At 64.2% G+C, this 16,450-nt stretch carries 18 protein-coding genes and 1 pseudogene; 3 read left to right on the top strand and 16 right to left on the bottom strand.

Features of this window, described 5'->3' with window-relative positions; genetic code table 11:
• Nucleotides 1-23: 23 nt before the first annotated feature.
• The 7 genes from dapB to NKK47_RS05045 all read right to left on the bottom strand — a co-directional run bounded on the left by dapB (nucleotide 24) and on the right by NKK47_RS05045 (nucleotide 7,866).
• Nucleotides 24-857 carry a 4-hydroxy-tetrahydrodipicolinate reductase gene (gene dapB, locus NKK47_RS05075; protein ID WP_352570177.1) on the bottom strand — a complete coding sequence of 278 codons (834 nt, stop codon included), beginning with the start codon at nucleotides 855-857 and terminating at the stop codon, nucleotides 24-26.
• Nucleotides 854-2,713 carry an ABC transporter ATP-binding protein gene (locus tag NKK47_RS05070; protein WP_352575358.1) on the bottom strand — a complete coding sequence of 620 codons (1,860 nt, stop codon included), beginning with the start codon at nucleotides 2,711-2,713 and terminating at the stop codon, nucleotides 854-856. Before NKK47_RS05070 ends, dapB begins: the two co-directional genes overlap by 4 nt.
• A 119-nt stretch (nucleotides 2,714-2,832) precedes the next feature.
• Nucleotides 2,833-3,858 (bottom strand): glucokinase, encoded by a 1,026-nt coding sequence (locus tag NKK47_RS05065; protein ID WP_352575356.1) that lies wholly within the window; start codon nucleotides 3,856-3,858, stop codon nucleotides 2,833-2,835.
• A gap of 121 nt (nucleotides 3,859-3,979) precedes the next feature.
• Nucleotides 3,980-5,071: a penicillin-insensitive murein endopeptidase gene (gene mepA / locus NKK47_RS05060; RefSeq protein ID WP_502904974.1), complete on the bottom strand. Its 1,092-nt coding sequence runs from the start codon at nucleotides 5,069-5,071 to the stop codon at nucleotides 3,980-3,982.
• A 56-nt stretch (nucleotides 5,072-5,127) separates the two neighbouring features.
• Complete coding sequence (locus tag NKK47_RS05055) at nucleotides 5,128-6,036, bottom strand: SDR family oxidoreductase (RefSeq protein WP_352575352.1); 909 nt, start codon at nucleotides 6,034-6,036, stop codon at nucleotides 5,128-5,130.
• Nucleotides 6,033-7,193 carry a tRNA epoxyqueuosine(34) reductase QueG gene (queG, locus tag NKK47_RS05050; RefSeq protein WP_352575350.1) on the bottom strand — a complete coding sequence of 387 codons (1,161 nt, stop codon included), beginning with the start codon at nucleotides 7,191-7,193 and terminating at the stop codon, nucleotides 6,033-6,035. The genes NKK47_RS05055 and queG overlap by 4 nt, the downstream gene beginning before the upstream one ends.
• A complete protein-coding gene (locus NKK47_RS05045; RefSeq protein ID WP_352476844.1) occupies nucleotides 7,174-7,866 on the bottom strand; it encodes a glutathione S-transferase family protein in 693 nt (230 codons plus the stop codon). The genes queG and NKK47_RS05045 overlap by 20 nt, the downstream gene beginning before the upstream one ends.
• Nucleotides 7,867-8,028: 162 nt before the next feature.
• On the opposite strand from NKK47_RS05045, the gene NKK47_RS05040 reads away from it, so the two are divergent.
• The gene (locus NKK47_RS05040) at nucleotides 8,029-8,835 is read left to right on the top strand and encodes an undecaprenyl-diphosphate phosphatase (protein WP_352575348.1); all 807 of its coding nucleotides are present in this window, start codon (nucleotides 8,029-8,031) and stop codon (nucleotides 8,833-8,835) included.
• A 94-nt stretch (nucleotides 8,836-8,929) separates the two neighbouring features.
• A complete protein-coding gene (locus NKK47_RS05035; protein ID WP_352575346.1) occupies nucleotides 8,930-10,180 on the top strand; it encodes a flavin-containing monooxygenase in 1,251 nt (416 codons plus the stop codon).
• Nucleotides 10,181-10,255: 75 nt separating this feature from the next.
• On the opposite strand, the pseudogene NKK47_RS35170 reads toward NKK47_RS05035, so the two are convergent.
• From NKK47_RS35170 to rsmI, 5 genes and pseudogenes are all read right to left on the bottom strand, one after another.
• Nucleotides 10,256-10,383, bottom strand: a pseudogene (locus tag NKK47_RS35170) (YraN family protein); the annotation flags it as partial.
• Between the two features lie 99 nt (nucleotides 10,384-10,482).
• Nucleotides 10,483-10,719, bottom strand: coding sequence for a metallothionein (locus NKK47_RS05030; protein ID WP_254817997.1), 237 nt, complete (start codon nucleotides 10,717-10,719; stop codon nucleotides 10,483-10,485).
• An 83-nt stretch (nucleotides 10,720-10,802) separates the two neighbouring features.
• Nucleotides 10,803-11,771, bottom strand: a complete 969-nt coding sequence (locus NKK47_RS05025; RefSeq protein ID WP_352575344.1) for a complex I NDUFA9 subunit family protein — start codon at nucleotides 11,769-11,771, stop codon at nucleotides 10,803-10,805.
• A gap of 192 nt (nucleotides 11,772-11,963) precedes the next feature.
• Complete coding sequence (locus tag NKK47_RS05020; protein ID WP_023678973.1) at nucleotides 11,964-12,341, bottom strand: YraN family protein; 378 nt, start codon at nucleotides 12,339-12,341, stop codon at nucleotides 11,964-11,966.
• Nucleotides 12,334-13,260, bottom strand: a complete 927-nt coding sequence (gene rsmI / locus NKK47_RS05015) for a 16S rRNA (cytidine(1402)-2'-O)-methyltransferase (RefSeq protein ID WP_352575342.1) — start codon at nucleotides 13,258-13,260, stop codon at nucleotides 12,334-12,336. The genes NKK47_RS05020 and rsmI overlap by 8 nt, the downstream gene beginning before the upstream one ends.
• A gap of 176 nt (nucleotides 13,261-13,436) precedes the next feature.
• Between rsmI and NKK47_RS05010 the strand changes: the two genes are divergently transcribed.
• The gene (locus tag NKK47_RS05010; RefSeq protein ID WP_023678975.1) at nucleotides 13,437-13,622 is read left to right on the top strand and encodes a hypothetical protein; all 186 of its coding nucleotides are present in this window, start codon (nucleotides 13,437-13,439) and stop codon (nucleotides 13,620-13,622) included.
• A 263-nt stretch (nucleotides 13,623-13,885) separates the two neighbouring features.
• Here the strand turns inward: NKK47_RS05010 and NKK47_RS05005 are convergent, their stop codons facing one another.
• Genes NKK47_RS05005 through NKK47_RS04990 form a run of 4 tightly spaced genes read right to left on the bottom strand, consistent with a single transcriptional unit; the run spans nucleotide 13,886 to nucleotide 16,446 of the window.
• A complete protein-coding gene (locus NKK47_RS05005) occupies nucleotides 13,886-14,209 on the bottom strand; it encodes a low molecular weight protein tyrosine phosphatase family protein (RefSeq protein WP_023678977.1) in 324 nt (107 codons plus the stop codon).
• A 4-nt stretch (nucleotides 14,210-14,213) separates the two neighbouring features.
• Nucleotides 14,214-15,377 carry a radical SAM family heme chaperone HemW gene (gene hemW / locus NKK47_RS05000; protein WP_352575340.1) on the bottom strand — a complete coding sequence of 388 codons (1,164 nt, stop codon included), beginning with the start codon at nucleotides 15,375-15,377 and terminating at the stop codon, nucleotides 14,214-14,216.
• Nucleotides 15,374-16,036 (bottom strand): RdgB/HAM1 family non-canonical purine NTP pyrophosphatase, encoded by a 663-nt coding sequence (gene rdgB / locus NKK47_RS04995; RefSeq protein ID WP_352575338.1) that lies wholly within the window; start codon nucleotides 16,034-16,036, stop codon nucleotides 15,374-15,376. The genes hemW and rdgB overlap by 4 nt, the downstream gene beginning before the upstream one ends.
• On the bottom strand, nucleotides 16,036-16,446 hold the full coding sequence (locus tag NKK47_RS04990; protein WP_023678980.1) for a VOC family protein: 411 nt from the start codon (nucleotides 16,444-16,446) through the stop codon (nucleotides 16,036-16,038). Before NKK47_RS04990 ends, rdgB begins: the two co-directional genes overlap by 1 nt.
• Between the last annotated feature and the right edge of the window lie 4 nt (nucleotides 16,447-16,450).

Here is a 16,450-nt window from a genome sequence, read left to right as displayed (position 1 = left end):
TGTGGATCAGCCAATCTTGTGGATCAGCTTGTCAGGCCGAGCACGTCCCGCATCGAATACAGTCCCGGCTTCCTGCCGCGCGCCCACAGGGCGGCCTTGACCGCGCCACGGGCGAAGATCGCCCGGTCTTCGGCATGATGGGCGAGCGTGATGCGCTCGCCGGTACCGGCCAGCACCACACTGTGGTCGCCGACCACCGAGCCGCCGCGCAAGCTGGCGAAACCGATCGAGCCTGCCTTGCGCACGCCGATATGGCCGTCGCGCACGCGAACATCGTTGCCGGCAAGTGCTACGCCACGCCCGGCAGCGGCGGCTTCGCCGAGCAGCAGCGCCGTGCCCGATGGCGCATCGACCTTGTGCCGGTGGTGCATTTCCAGGATCTCGATGTCGAAATCGTCGGCATCGAGCGCGCGCGCCGCCTGTTCCACCAGCACCGCCAGCAGATTGACGCCGAGGCTCATATTGCCTGACTTGACGATCGTCGCGTGCCGTGCCGCCGCCGCGATCCCGGCATTGTCTTCGGCCGAGCAGCCGGTGGTGCCGATGATATGGGCGATGCGCGCCTGCGCCGCGTAGCCGGCGAATTCGACGGTCGCCGCCGGCGTAGTGAAATCGAGCACGCCGTCGGCCTTGGCGAAGGCCGGCAGCGGATCGTCGCCGATCGCCACCTCGAGCCTGCCGACGCCGGCCAGCTCGCCGGCGTCCTTGCCGATATGGGGCGAACCGGCCCGCTCGATCGCGCCGGCGACGCGGGCGCCCGGTATCGTGTGGATGGCGCGGATCAGCGCCTGGCCCATGCGGCCGGCCGCGCCCACCACCACCAGGCCCATTTCACTAACGGTCGGCGTGTCACTCATGAATGTCTCCCGGCCGCCATTTTCGCGCGACCATTTTCCGCCGCACTCTGGATTGGCTCGCCGTCATCGACAAGCCCCAGCCCCTTCCTGCCTTGCACCCGGTGGAACCGGGCATAGACGCTGTGCGGGTCAGCCATCAACGAGGCATGCGTGCCTTGTTCGACCAGCCGGCCCTGCTCCAGCACGATGATATGGTCGGCATTGACCACCGTCGACAGCCGGTGCGCGATGACAATGGTGGTGCGCCCTTCCATGACATGGGTCAGCGCTTCCTGGACGCGGGCCTCGGCCTCGTTGTCGAGCGCCGAGGTGGCTTCATCGAGCAGCAGGATCGGCGCCTGCCGAACGATGGCGCGTGCAATCGATACACGCTGGCGCTGGCCGCCCGACAGCGTCACGCCGTTCTCGCCGACCGGCGTGTCGTAGCCTTGCGGCTGCTGGCGGATGAAATCGTCGGCCGCGGCCTGTTGCGCGGCGCGTTCAATCTCGGCGTCCGTGGCGCTCAGCCTGCCGTAGCGGATGTTGTCGCGGATGGTGCCTTCGAACAGATAAGGCTGCTGTGAAACATAGGCGATCGAGCCGCGCAGCGAATGCTTGGTGACCTTTGAAATGTCCTGGCCGTCGATTTCGATGCTGCCCGACTCGACGTCGTAGAAGCGCTGCAGCAGCGCAACCAGCGTCGTCTTGCCGGCGCCCGAGGCGCCGACGATGGCGGTCACCTTGCCGGCGGCGGCGACAAAGCTCAAATCCTGCAGGACCGGCGCCTCTTCGACATAGCGGAAGGACACGTTGTTGAAGCGCACTTCGCCAGAGGTGAATTTCGCCTCGGCGGCTCCCGGCACGTCACCCTGCTGCGGCTCGAGGTCGAGAAGCTCGTAGATCATGCGCGCATTGACCAGCGACTTTTCCATGCCGACCTGCATGCGCGCCAGCCGCCTGGCGGGGTCATAGGCAAGCAGCAGGGCGGTGATGAAGGCAAACACCGCGCCCGGCGGCTGGCCGCCGACGGTCGCCCGGTAGCCGGAATAGGCGATGACACCGGCGACGGCGAAGCCGGCCAGCATTTCGGAGATCGGCGTCAGCCGTTCCGAGACGCGGGCGATCTTGTTTGCCCGCTGCTCGGCGCCCGCGACGAGGCCGCCGATGCGGCGCGACAGCTCGTCTTCCAGGGTGAAGGCCTTGACGATAGCGATGCCTTGCGTCGCTTCCTGCATGGCGCCGATCAGCCGCGAGTTGATCTGCACCGATTCGCGGGTGATGCGACGCACCCGGCGCATCAGATAGGTGACACTGTAGATCAAGGGCGGCCCGATCAGCAGCGACATCGCCGAGAGCATCGGGTCCTGCCAGATCATGACGCCAACCAGCGCGACAAGCGATACGGCATCGCGCGCCAGCGATGTCAGGGTCATCGACAGGAGATCGCGGATGCCGTTGACGTTCTCGTTGATCTGCGCGGCGAGCCGGCCCGAGCGGGTGTCATTGAAGAAGCTGACGCCGAGCTTCATCAGGTGGTCGAAGATGCGGCGTTGATAGCGCGCCACCAGATTGTTGCCGATTTTGGCCAGCGTCACTGCCTGGCCGTAGCTGGCCAGCCCGCGCAGCATGAAGGCGGCCAGGATCGACACGCTGATCAGCGCGATAAGATCGCCGCGCTGCTTATAGAAGATCTGGTCGACGACATCCTTCATGATCCAGGCGGTGAAGGCGGTCGTCGCCGCGATCGTCACCAGGCACAGCACGGCAAGAACATAGTACCAGCGATAATCGCGGCTGTTTTCGGCGACGATGCGGCGGATCACCGCCACGATCTCGCTGGGCCGGGCTTTCCCTTTGGTTGGTGCTGGAAGTGTCAAGTTGGAGCGCTTTGTGGTTTTGGCTTCGGCCGGCTGCAATTCGGCAACCTCTTAACGCCCCGATGGCGGCTTGCCTATGGCCGAGGACGGCGAAACTTCGTCGCGGCGCAGCTTGTATCCTAGACCCGCCAGCGCCGCCCCGCCGTCTGCACGCCGAACAGCGACGGATTTCTGGCATAGGCGGCCAGCCCTAAAAGCGCCGCCAGCGGATGGGTGATGACATAGACCGGCATGCTGCGCATCAGGGCGCTGTGCGGCGCCTTATCCTCGAAGGCGGCGCGGAAATTGCCGATGCGCAGTGCCGGCAGGATTTTTTGCGCGATGCCGCCGGTGAGAAACACGCCGCCGCGGCTCATGAACACTAGAGCGAGATCGCCGGCGGTGCGCCCCAGGCAAGTGACGAAGATCGACAGCGCCTCTTCGGCCACCGGATCGTTCTTTGCCAGCGCCGCGGCGGTGACCTCGGCAGGCGTTGTAAAGGGCGACGGCTTGCCGTCCGCCTTGGCCACCGCCCGGTAGGCATTGACCAGGCCGCGTCCGGACAGGATCTGTTCGCCGGAGATGCGGCCCTCGAGCTTCTCGATATGCGGAAACACCTGGAAATCGCGCGGCGAGCGCGGGCCGATATCCATATGGCCGCCCTCGCCGGGTACCGGTATCCAGTGATGCAGCGCATAAACCAGCCCGGCGACACCGAGCCCGGTTCCCGGGCCGAGCACCACCCGCCCGGAATTCGGTTCCGGCTCGTCGCCGCCGATCTTTTCCATATGCTCTTCGCCGAGCGCGACGACAGCCAGCGCCTGTGCCTCGAAGTCGTTGAGCACCACGACGTCGCTGAGACCGAGACTGGCGAACATCTGTCTCGGCTTGACGATCCATGGGCAATTGGTAAGCGGGATCTCGTCGCTTTCGACAGGACCGGCTACCGCCAGCACTGCTGAATTCGGCCGGACCGACGAGCGGTCGAGCACGGCCGACTGGATCGCCTCGTCTATCGTATTGAAGTTGGCGGTCTGGACGATGGTCGGCTCGCCGGCCTCGGAATTCGCGTCGAGCACAATCGAGAAGCGCGCATTGGTGCCGCCTATGTCGCCGATCAGGATCGGAAATCGCAACAGAGTGTCGTCGTCGCTTACGCCTGGCATGCTCTCGTCCGTTCCCGACGCGTATCGCCGTTCTCTCGTTGACTAGCGCATGACCGCAAAAAGGGAAATCGGTTTTCGAAGTGGAGATGCACGGATGCAGACAGCAAACACGCTGCCCGCATCAGTGCCCCGGTCGTGGCCGCGGCAGCGGAATGCCGATCTCGGGGGTCGCCACAAAGGCGTTCGCCAAGGCCGGAAGCGCTGCCGCGCCGGCTGCGACCGTCGGCGGCGGCGAAGACTCTGCCGCGAGAGCGGGTTCTGCCGCGATCGGTACGCCGTCGCCATAGTAGGTGACTGCTTCGGCCGAGGCCGGAGCCGGCGCGTCGAGCACGAACTGGCATTGTCTGGGCAGGTTCGCCATCGTCATCACGTCGCGTGCCTTCGGCTTGTCCGGGTTCTTGTTGGGGCGCCACGGCCCCTCGGTGAACCACCAGGCCAGCGCCTGGTCGCAGCCATCGCCCGGCGCCGTCGCTTCCTGCGCCTTGCAGTCGGGTGATCCAGCCTGGCAGCCGATGCGAATGTGGAAGTGGTAGTCGTGGCCCCAGAACGGCCTGACCTTGCGCAACCAGCCGCGGTCGCCTTTGACCGTGTCGCAGAGCTTCTTCTTGATCCCTGGATTGACCAGGATGCGCTCGACTTCGGGATAGCTCGCGGCGCGCTTCAACAGCCGCGTATGCATCGGCGTCCACACGCCGTCCTTCACCAGATGGGTTTTTTCATCGACCATCAAGGTAGCGCTGATGTTTTCGCGCTCTTCGGCCGAGAGCTTGCGGTCGGGCATCGGCGTCAGCCAGATGTCGGCGTCGAGGCCGATCTGGTGCGAGGCATGGCCGGTCAGCATCGGCCCGCCGCGCGGCTGCGAAATGTCGCCGATCAATAGACCCGGCCAGCCGTCGGCGGCAGCATCGCGCGATAGTTTCTCGATCAGCGCGATCATTGCCGGATGGCCCCAGCGGCGATTGCGCGACGGCCGCATCACCTCCCAGTGCCGGCCGTCCATGGGCAGGGCGACGCCGCCGGAAAAACAGCCTTTGGAGTAGAAGCCGATCGATTGCGCTGCTGCGACCGCCGGCAGCTTTTTGGCGCCAAACAGGTCTTTTGCCCGTTGCTCGGCGCTCGCCGTCTGCGCTGCAAGCGTCAGGCCGGCGACGGCCAGAGCTGCCGTCAGCAGCAGTGTTTTGCCCGGCAAGGCTCGCTTTAACGTCTTTCCCAAGCTGGACCCCTCCGCGATTTGAACCGCATCATACCACGCCCCGCGCAGCGTATCGATCATGACCGTTTCATCGGGCTGCGCGCCTCGCCGTCGCGCCAGTCGCCGCTCGCCCACATGGCATCGAGCGCCGAGCGATAGTCGGGGAAGCGAAAGCCATAACCGGCCGCCTTGATCGCCGCGTTGGCGACACGCTTGTTCTCGCCGTAGAAGGACCGCGCCATGGGCGAAAGTTGGGCGGTCTCGAACGGAATTTCGGGCGGCGGCTCGATGCCCATCAACTTGGCGGCATAGGCGACGACGTCCTGCGGCGGCGCCGGCAGGTCGTCGGTGACGTTGAAGATGCCGCCGCGATTGCCTTCGGCCAGATGCCAGAGCGCGCCGGCAATGTCGTCGCAATGGATGCGGTTGAACACCTGGCCCGGCTTGACCAACCGCCGGGCGGTGCCGTTTTCCAGATTGACCAGGGCGTTGCGGCCCGGCCCGTAAATGCCGGAAAGCCGCAGGATCGCCACCGGCCGGCCGGTGTCGTGGCCCAGTTTCAGCCAATCCTGCTCGGCGGCAACCCTCATCGCTGATCGCTTCGATACTGGCCGGCATTCGGCGGCCTCGTCCACCCAATTTCCGCCATGGTCGCCATAGACGCCGACGGTCGAGAGATAGGCGATCCATTCGAGCTCCGGCATGTTGGCCGTGATCACCTCGCGAGCCGCGCCCAGCACCGGGTCGCCGGCCTCGTCCGGCGCGACCGAGACGACGAGATGGGTTGTCTTCCCAAGCGCATCGCCGATTTCGGAGGTCAGCGTGCCATCGAAACGCAGCGGCACGATACCGGCTTGCCGCAGCGCCGCGAATTTTTCCAGCGACCGTGTTGTACCGAAGATCGCTGTGTCGGCATCCTTGTTGGCGCGGGCAAAGGCCTTGCCCGAATAACCGGCGCCGAAGATGAAAATCTGCTGTTTGGTCATGTATGTGCCTCGATCGGCTTTGGCAGGGCCAGAAGCCATTCGCCTCTCACCGCCTCGTCATCTTCTGCTTGCAATGCGGCCGCTGCACGCTCGGCAAACTCCCGACTCGGCACCAGCCGCAACAGCGCCCATACCGCAGCTCCGCGAACCAGGGGCGAGGCGTCGTCGAGCAGCGCGCGGACGGCGCCGGCCAGCGACAAGTCCTGGGAATTGCCGGCGGCGATCAGCACGTTGCGGATAAAACGGGCGCGGCCGATGCGCTTGACCGGCGAGCCCGAAAAAAGCACGCGGAAGGCAGCGTCGTCGAGGCGCAGCAGCTCGGCGATCGGCGGTTCGCGCAAGTCCGCGCGGGCGGCAAGCTTTGCCTCCGAAGCGGCTTGGGCGAACTTGTTCCACGGGCAGGCGGCCAGGCAGTCGTCGCAGCCATAGATGCGATTGCCGATCTTTTCCCGGAACTCATGCGGGATCGGTCCTTTGTTCTCGATGGTGAGGTATGAAATGCAGCGCCGCGCATCGAGCCGGTAAGGCGCCGGAAAGGCATCCGTCGGGCAAACGTCGAGGCAGGCCCGGCAGGAGCCGCAATGGTCGTCCTCAGGCGCGTCCGGCACCAGTTCGGCCGTCGTGAAGATGGTGCCGAGGAACAGCCAGGAGCCATGCGTTCGGCTGACCAGGTTGGTGTGCTTGCCTTGCCAGCCGAGGCCGGCCGCCTCGGCCAGCGGCTTTTCCATCACCGGCGCGGTGTCGACAAACACTTTCACGTCCCCGCCGGCGCGCGCCACGATCTTGCCGGCGATCTCCTTCAGCCGGCCTTTCATCACGTCATGATAGTCGCGGTTCTGCGCATAGGCCGAGATCGCGCCGCGGTCGCGCTTTGCCAGGATGTCGCGTGGGTCGTGGTCGGGGCCGTAATTCATCGCCAGCACGACGATCGAGCGGACCTCTGGCCAAAGCGTCGTCGGTTTGCCTCGCCGCTCGAGCGTTTCGGCAATCCAGCCCATCGAGCCGTGAAAGCCGTCGGCAACGAATTCGGCCAGCCGTTCCGGCGCCTGCGGAATCGCATCGGGCGTGGTGACGGCAACGGCGTCGAAGCCGGCATTCCGCGCCTCGCGGTCGATCAGCGCGCGCAGCTTTGCCGTATCAGAAATCGAGGTCCGCATAATGTGACACCGGCGACAGGCCACGCACCCGGTCGGACAGAAGCGGCCGGAACGAAGGCCGTGATTTCACCCTTGTATACCATTCGCGCGCGGCGCTGTGTTCGCGCCAGTCGATCTCGCCGAGATAGTCGAGCACCGACAGTGCTGCCGCCGCCGCGAGATCGGCATAGGTGACCTTGTTGCCGGCCAGCCAATGACGGGTGCCGGCCAGCCAGTTGGTGTATTTCATGTGCTGGCGGATATTGGCGCGGGCGGCGCGGATCGCCGCCGAATCGGGCGATCCGCCGCCTGCCGTTTCCGGCATGACCGGCTTCAGAACGCGTTCGCGCACCAGATGCCGGGTAACCTCGCTTTCCGCCTTGTTGAGGTACCAGTCGGTCAGCCGGCGGATTTCGGCGCGCTCCATCGGATCCTCGGCGAATAGCCGCTTGTCGCGCTTGAGTACGCCGCGCGTCTCGTCGAGATATTCGGCAATGACCATCGCGCCGACGATCGGCACGTCGCCTTCGGCGAGCAGGATCGGCAGCGTGCCGGCCGGGTTCAGCGCCAGGAACTCCTTGCGCCGCGTCCACGGCTTCTCCTCGATCAGCGCTAGTTCCTCGCCATACTCACCAAAGGCGAGGCGGACGAAGCGGCAGCTGGCGAACATCGGATGGTGGAAAAGCGTCAGCATGGTCCCGCGATAATAGAGCGCACTGGCAAATCGCCGGCTGCGCCGGTAAGTCTTGGCCGCCCGATTCAGCGGGCTGTCAGGGTGCTGCGACCTATAGGGGGAGTTCCGCGCCGTGACAAGCAAGCCCTTTTCTCAAGCCCTCACTCCAACGCCGAGGTTGCCATGGAAAGCCAGACCGTCGTCGAAGCGCTGCTGCTCGGCCTGCTCGAGGGCCTGACCGAGTTCATTCCGGTATCTTCGACCGGTCACATCCTTCTCGCCGGCCATTTCCTCGGCTTTCATTCGACCGGCAAGGCCTTCGAGATCCTGATCCAGCTCGGCGCCATATTGGCGATCCTCAGCGTCTACTTCCGCCGTCTCTGGAAGATGCTGCTCGAGCTACCCTACGATCGGCTGACGCGGCATTTCGTCCTTGGCATTCTCATCGCATTCCTGCCGGCGGCCATTATCGGCGCACTGGCGCATGACTTCATCAAGACGGTGCTGTTCGAATCGCCGCGGCTGATCTGCATCATGCTGATCATCGGCGGTGTCATCCTGCTGCTGGTCGATCGCATGAAGCCGAAGCCGTATTACCACGATGTCGAGCGGTTCCCGACCAGGCTTTATCTGCAGATCGGGCTGTTCCAGTGCTTGTCGCTGATCCCCGGCACGTCGCGCTCGGGTTCGACCATCGTCGGCGCGCTGCTGCTCGGGGTCGACAAACGGGCGGCGGCGGAATTCTCCTTCTTCCTCGCCATACCGACGATGGTCGGCGCCTTCGCCTTCGACCTGTTCAAGAATCGCAATGTGCTGAGCAGCGCCGACCTGCCCATCATCACCGTCGGTTTCGTCGCCGCCTTCGTCACGGCATTGATCGTCGTGCGCTTCCTGCTCGACTACGTCTCGCGCCACGGCTATGCGCTGTTCGGCTGGTGGCGGCTGGTCGTCGGCATCGTCGGGCTGGCGGGGCTGGCAATCTGGGGGTGAGCCGGCGCGGATAGCGCAATCCCAGCCGGAACTCTATTCTTGCCCGAAGCCGAGCCATACGATCTTGTGGACGTATGGTTGGCAGGGGGAATGCATGAGCGAAGTTCTTGACGCCCTCGTTATTGGCGCCGGTCCGGCGGGACTCGGCGTCAGTTACTTCTTGAAACGGCAGGACCGCGACCACCGCGTGCTCGATCGAGGCCGGATCGGCGAGACGTGGCGAACGCAGCGGTGGAACTCGTTTCGACTGAATTCGCCGACCATTCGCTCCATCTTACCCGGTGATTCCTACGAGGGGCCCGAGCCGTGGGGCGCGATAAGCCACCACGAATTTGTCGCGTATCTCGAAGGCTATGCCGAGCGGCACCGCCTGCCGGTAAGCACCCAAACTCCGGTGCAAGAGCTGACGAGAGACGACGGGATCTTTCGCATCACCACGACGGACGGGGCATTTCTGGCGCGCAACGTGGTGATCGCCACCGGCGACCAGAATCGGCAGGTCCGGCCAGCAGGGTCGGCGGATTTGCCAACCGCAATTGGCCAAGTCGATTCCTCGGCTTATCGCAACCCGGCCGAGTTCGAGAGTGGCGCGGTGCTGGTGGTCGGCAGCGGCCAGTCGGGCGGCCAGATCGCCGAGGATCTGGCGTTGGCAGGACGTGTGGTCTTTTTGGCGACCAGCCGCAACGGCCGTTGGGTGCGGCGCTACCGCGGGGGCAACATACTTAAATGGCTGACGCTGTCCGGTTTTCTCGACGTTCCGCGCAAGGAACTCGTCCTCCCTTCCGGCAAGCTGCAGGCCCGCGCGCTGGTCGGCGCGACGCACACGATCAGTTTGCAATCGCTGAGTGCGCAAGGCGTGGTGCTGCTCGGCCGCTTCAGGGGAGTGGAGAATGGCAGCCTCGTCTTCGGCGACGAGCTCGACGACCACATGCGATTTGCCGACGAGGTCTCCGCGAATACCAAGCGCCTGGTCGACGGGTACATTGAGCGCGCCGGCCTCGATGCGCCACTGGCCGAGGATGATCCGGCCGAGACGGTTGACCCGCGCTTGCCCGATCCTCCGATCCGCTCCCTCGACTGGACGGCAAGCGGCATCAGATCAGTGATCTGGTGCACGGGCTTCACCGGCGATTTCTCATGGGTCCGGCTCCCCGGCGCCCTCGATGCAGCCGGCCAGCCCGTCCACGAGGATGGCGTCGGCGCTGTTCCAGGTCTCTTTTTCGCCGGCCTCGATTTCGGATCGACGCGGAAGTCGGGCACCATACCGGCCATTCCAGAGGAGGCGGCCGCCGTCGTGGAGCGACTTGTCCAAGCGGGAGCCGACTTGCCACGGAACGGCGTCTAACCGTCGAACGCGGGTTCTTGAACGTGCAAGAACATGACAGCTCTGGCGCGATCAAGACGACGCACGCTGCCTTTTGTCGAAGCGCACCGACAATTTTCCGTAGTCCATTGGTGCGACAGCCAGAAATCGCGAGCACCTTCGATACGGCGCTCCGATTCGCGGCCGACTGCATCCATTGCCTCCATCAGCGTGCGGCGGCCTTGACCTCGGCTGGTCGTCGTCGTGCTGACAGCACTGGCCATATGGGATGAGCCGGCGCAGTCGTTCGGAATGGTCGACCTGGAGACGCCAAAGGAGGTGCGTCAAGGCGCACGATCGGTCAGCGCGCTCGCGCCTTCCTCCGCGGCGCAATGTGCGCAGCAGTAGATGATGTCATCCTGTTCGACGCCATGTCCGATGATCCGGCATCCGCAATGCGGACACGTCGGAGCAAGTTTCTGGACCGCGCATTCGAAGCTGTCGAATGTGTAGGTCTCGTCGGCCATCGTCACGTTGAAAGCCTTGTCGTAGTCATTCCCGCATTGATCGCATCTGGCCATAGTTCTTCTCCTTCTTTCACTGGCTTCAAGCTCGACCAACCTGTCGCGCGGCGATAGGTTCCCGCCAGGATCAGGGGGCCGTCCTAAGCCGGAGACGAGAGCGAGCCTACGCGACGGCGCTGTTCGATCGCACGGATCACCTCGTCGATATCCCGCGGCTCGATGTCGAGTTCCTTCAGGCCAGGCGCGTCGATTACTGCCACATTGTCCTGACGCATAAGATCGATCTGGTTGCGCGTTATGGGGGCAGCCGGGAGGAGTTCCGCGACGCCAGCCAAGGCGTTCCATACCGCAAACGGCACCGGCATCAGCTTGACGTGCGTATCGAGCTGTCGGGCGATCTCCCGAAGCAGTTCCTTATAGGTATAGATACGCGGGCCACCGAATTCGAATATGGATGAACCCTGGGTTCGCCCGTCGATCAGCCGGCTCACTGCTTCTGCGACGTCTGCCACATAGACCGGCTGAAGCCGTGTGCCACCATCGCCGAACAGCGGATAGACCGGCAGGAGGCGTATCATCCTCACAATGGTCGTGAGGAAAGCGTCGTCAGGTCCTGTCATGACGGCGGGACGCACAATGAAAGCGCCGGGAAATGCGCTTTCCACGGCACCTTCTCCGCGCCCACGCGCCCTTATGTAATTCGAATCCGATTGAGGATCGGAGCCGATCCCTGAAATCTGGACGAACTGGTCGATCTCGCGGTCGCGCGACGCGGCAGCGAGATCGGCCGCGGCTTTCACATGCACGCGTTCAAAGGTCTGGACGCCCTGCTCGACGTAAAGACTGACGGCATTCACGACCGCCTGTGATCCGGTAATGGCCGACCCGATCGAGGACGCATCCAATATATCCGCCTCGACTGCTTCGGGCATCCTTGTAACCGAGGAAAAGACCAGGGCCACGCGAGCCGGATGGCGAGATGCGGCGCGCACCGTGAAACCTCTTTCCAGGAGCCGCTTCACGATCCTGCGCCCGAGAAAGCCAGTTCCGCCGAACACGGTGACGATCCGTTCCGGGTTGAGATCGTCGGGATCCATTTGCCTCGCCATCCCTTTGTCCTCGCATAGCTGCCACGCGGACTGCCCTGGCCGGCATTTGAACCAGCCCGTCGAACATCAGGACGATTGGGGAACAACGCAGGAACGCTTTTGTTCCAGTCAGCGCTGGGCGGATGCTTGACAGATCGGCAAACCATGATCTGAACCGCAGGCGCAGCAAAACGGCCCCACGTCGAGAATGGCCTAGTTTCGCCCGTAAAACACATTCTCGACATGCACCGGCCAGCGCCACGGCAGCACCGCCACCATGTCGAAGCGCACCGATAATTTTCCGTAGTCGGATTGGCGCGACAGCCAGAAATCGGCGGCGCCTTCGATGCGGTGCTCCGATTCGCGACCGACGGCTTCCATTGCCTCCATCAGCGTGCGGCGCGCCTTGACCTCGACGATCAGCACCAGATCGCCACGCCGCGCGATCAGGTCGATCTCGCCGAACCTGGTGCGGTGGCGGCGGGCCAGAATTCGGTAGCCTTTCAGCATCAGCGCCGCCGCCGCCAGCCATTCGCCGTGATGGCCGCGCCGGTAGGCCTTTTGCCGGCTGGCGCTCGGCCGTTCAGCCATCGCCGTCTCCGCCGGTCCCGTCTCTTCCGGCATTCTTGAGGTCGAGCAGCCGACGATAGAGCGTCTGCTTCTGGCCACCCGTCATCTTGGCGGCTTCCGCCGCTGCCTTGGAGGCCGGCATCTCGGCGGCGAGCGAAAGCAGCAGCCGGTCGATGTCTTCAGGCTCATCAGCGACAACATCCGCCAGGCCGACGCAGATGACGATTTCGCCTTTCGGCGTATCAGCTGCGGCGTAATGGCTGGCGAGCGACTGCAGGGTGCCGGTCCGCATCTCCTCGAAGGTCTTGGTCAGCTCGCGGCCGATGGCCGCCTTGCGGGCACCGCCCAGCACCTCGACCATGGCGCTGAGCGTCTCGGCCAGCCGGCGCGGCGATTCGAAGAAGATCAACGTTGCCGGCACCGCCTTCAGCGCTTCCAGCCGCGTCAGCCGCTGCCCGGTCTTCACCGGCAGGAAGCCGGCAAACAGAAACGCGTCCGAGGGCAGGCCGGATGCCGTCAAAGCGGCAAGTGCTGCTGATGGGCCGGGGATCGGCACGACACGAATGCCGCGTTCCAGCGCCTCACCGACCAGCCGGTAGCCGGGGTCGGAGATGAGCGGCGTGCCGGCATCCGAGATCACCGCTACGCTTTGGCCGGCCAGCAGCGCCGCGATCAGCTTCGGTCCGGCCTCGCCGGCATTGTGCTCGTGGTAGGCGGTGGTGCGGCGGCGGATGCCGTAGCGGTCGAGCAGCACGCGGCTGACACGTGTGTCCTCGCAAGCGACGATATCGGCGGCGGCGAGCGTTTCCAGCGCGCGCAGCGTGATGTCGGCGAGATTGCCGATAGGCGTCGCCACCAGGTAGAGCGCCGGCTCGAGCGGCCGGGCGGCGATTTCGGTCTGCCCGACCACATAACTGCGTTTGGCCGATTCGCCGGTCACCTGCACAACTCCGTTCGACCCTGTTTGGCACGGCTCACGCTTGGTTGCAAAAGCCTGGGTTGCAAAGGCCCTGGTTCCAAAAGGGATGCCGACGTGAACCGGCCGCCATGCCTTCGCCACAGTAGGGAACGAAACCGTTGCCGGCGAATTTTACCCCTGATCTCGGGAGGAGCAGGATGAACAGCCTGACGATACAGGACGTTTTCGAACCCTACTATGCCGGCCGCAAACGCTTCGCCGCGCCATGCGACAAGAGCCTGCCTGCCGAAGCCGCAGATGGCAGAGCCAAGAAGCCGCTTGCACGCCAGCGATCGGCAGAGAGCAAGCCCGCAAACGAAACCGACCGCACGATGGAGCACTGACCGGACGATGCCCAATCGCTTCGACATTTTCATCACCCGCCTCGAAACAAAAAGCGCCCGCGATGGCGCAGCGTCACATTCCACAGACGACCAGCACCATGCCTCACGCGACAAAAGCGAGATCAAGCCGGCCCGTTCCGGAGAGACCAGCGAAAAAGATCGCGCCAAACACCGCCACAAGCACGAGGCTTGACCCCGCAAACCTTAGCGATCGGTCGAGACAGTTCTCGAAGCGCGGTTGCGAATGCTCCGCGATGTATCATTCAACCCAGATACTTCGAGACACGCGCCTCCAGCAGGCCCACCAGAGCCGGGTCCATGAATGCATAGTCGTCGGGAATATCGAGGCAGATTACTCGAGCCTTTTTCAGGCTTGTCTTGAATTTCTGCTGCAGTTTGGCGCGGTGCGTTTTTTCCATCACGAAGATGATGTCGGCCCAGGCGACGAGTTCATGCGTCAACGGTATGTCGGCATCGTGATTAGTGCCGGCCGAAGCGACCTCGATGTCCCGCCGCTTGGAAAACACCTGCTCCGCCGTCGGGCTGCGCAAGCGATTCTGGCTGCAGATGAAGAGAACGTTCTTCAACGTGCTATCTGGCCAAATCCGCCACGACCGCATCGAGCACGATCATGCCGGCCGGCGTGGCGCGCAGGCGGGCATTGCCGATCGGCGCCACCAGGCCTTCGTCCTGCAGCACCGACAGCCGTGCCGTCGACAGGCCGCGCCCTGAAAATGCCTCGTAGCGGGAAAGGTCGATGCCTTCCGCCAGCCTCAGCCCCATCAGCAGGAACTCGTCGGCCTCTTCCGACCGCGTCAGGACCTCGCCGCCGGTAACGCCATGACCCTTGGCCTCGACCAGATTGGCCCAGGTCTCCGGCATTTTCTCGGCGATCGTCACCACGCGGCGGCCATTTTCGACGAACCGGCCATGCGCGCCGGGACCGACGCCGACATATTCGCCATAACGCCAATAGGTGAGATTGTGCCGGCTTTCGGCGCCGGGCCTGGCGTGGTTGGAAATCTCGTAGGCCGGCAGTCCGCGCGCGGTGGTGATCTCCTGTGTCAACGCGTAGAGATCGGCGGCAAGCTCATTGTCTGGAATGATGAATTTCCTTGCCGCATGCAGTGCATGGAACGGCGTGCCTTCCTCGATGGTCAGCTGATAGAGCGACAGATGGTCTGCGGCGTGGCCGATCGCCTGCTCGAGCTCCGTCTGCCACGCTTTAAGCGTCTGGCCCGGCCGCGCGTAGATCAGGTCGAACGACAGCCGTGGGAATATCTCGCGCGCCAGGCCGATCGCATGCAGGGCCTCATCGACATTGTGCAAACGGCCGAGGAAGCGCAGATCCTTGTCGTGCAGCGCCTGCACGCCAAGCGATACCCGGTTGACGCCGGCCGCGCGATAGCCGCGAAAGCGCTCGGCCTCGACCGAGGAAGGATTGGCCTCCAGCGTCACCTCGATGCCATCAGGCACCGTCCAGTTCTTCGCCACTGCATCCAGCACCGCCGCCACGGTCTGCGGCTTCATCAGCGATGGCGTGCCGCCGCCAAGAAAGATGCTGGTCACCTCGCGCGGTCCGGTGCGGCCGCGCATCGTCGCCAGCTCGGTCTCGAAGGCGCGGGCAAAACGCTCCTGGTCGACCGGCTGGTGGCGGACATGGCTGTTGAAGTCGCAATACGGGCATTTGGCCGCGCAGAACGGCCAGTGGACGTAGACGCCGAAACCAGGCCTGCGGTCGAGCAGCATGGTCATACGCCAGCCAATCGGGCTTGCGCGAATTTCTGGAAGGCGCGGGCACGGTGCGACAATGTGGTTGGCTGGCCGGGCTTCCAGCCATGCTTTTCCTTCGCGCTCATCTCGCCGAAGGTCTTTTCGAACCCGTTGGGCAAGAACACCGGATCGTAGCCGAAGCCGAGCTCGCCGCGCGGTGGCCATACCAGCGTGCCCTCGACCTCACCGCGAAAATATTCCGCCTGGCCATCGGGAAAGGCCAGGCAGATGACCGCGACAAAGCGGCCCTTGCGCTGGGCAGGCGTGATCGCGCCAACTTCTTGCAAGGCCACTTCCGTGCGCTGCATGGCCATGCCGAAGTCGCGGGAGCCGTCCGGCGTCTCAGCCCAGTTGGCGGTGTAGACGCCGGGTGCGCCGTCGAGCGCATCGACACACAGGCCGGAATCGTCCGACAGCGCCGGCAGTCCAGTGGCCTTGGCGGCGGCCAAGGCTTTTATGAGGGCGTTCTGCTCGAAAGTGGTGCCGGTCTCGTCCGGCTCCGGCAAGCCGTATTTCTTTGCGGACTTCGCTTCTATGCCGAATGGCGCCATCAGATCGGCGAATTCCCGCAATTTACCGGCATTATGGCTGGCGACGACGATCTTATGCCCGTCAAGCGAATGGACAGTTGGCGAATGCATCAGATGCCCCAGATTCTTGGCTCGGCGAATTCGATCGAATTGCCCGACGGGTCGCGAATATAGATCGAGCGGCCGCCCTGCGGCCATTCGAACTCGCTTTCGATGGCAATTTTCTTCGCCTCAAGATGCGCTTTCCAGCGTGGGATTTCATCCGCGCTTGCGGCGAAGCAAAGATGGCCCTGGCCGACCGCGCCATGCGGCGGTACTTTGAGCTTGGCGTCGGCCGGCGGCGGCACTTTGGTCGCCTCGGCATTGAACATAAGCAGCACGCTGTCGCCGCAGCGGAAGAAGAGATGCCTGCCATCGACCTTGCCGAGCAGATCGAGCCCGAGCACGCCCGAATAGAACCGTTCCGCGGCAGCAAGGTCCGTCACGTAGAGTGCTGATTCCAGGATTGCAGAAGGGGTCACAGGA

The organism is Mesorhizobium sp. M0019 (assembly GCF_040323975.1).
Classification (GTDB): Bacteria; Pseudomonadota; Alphaproteobacteria; order Rhizobiales; family Rhizobiaceae; genus Mesorhizobium.
This window is presented reverse-complemented; position numbering and strand designations above follow the sequence as displayed.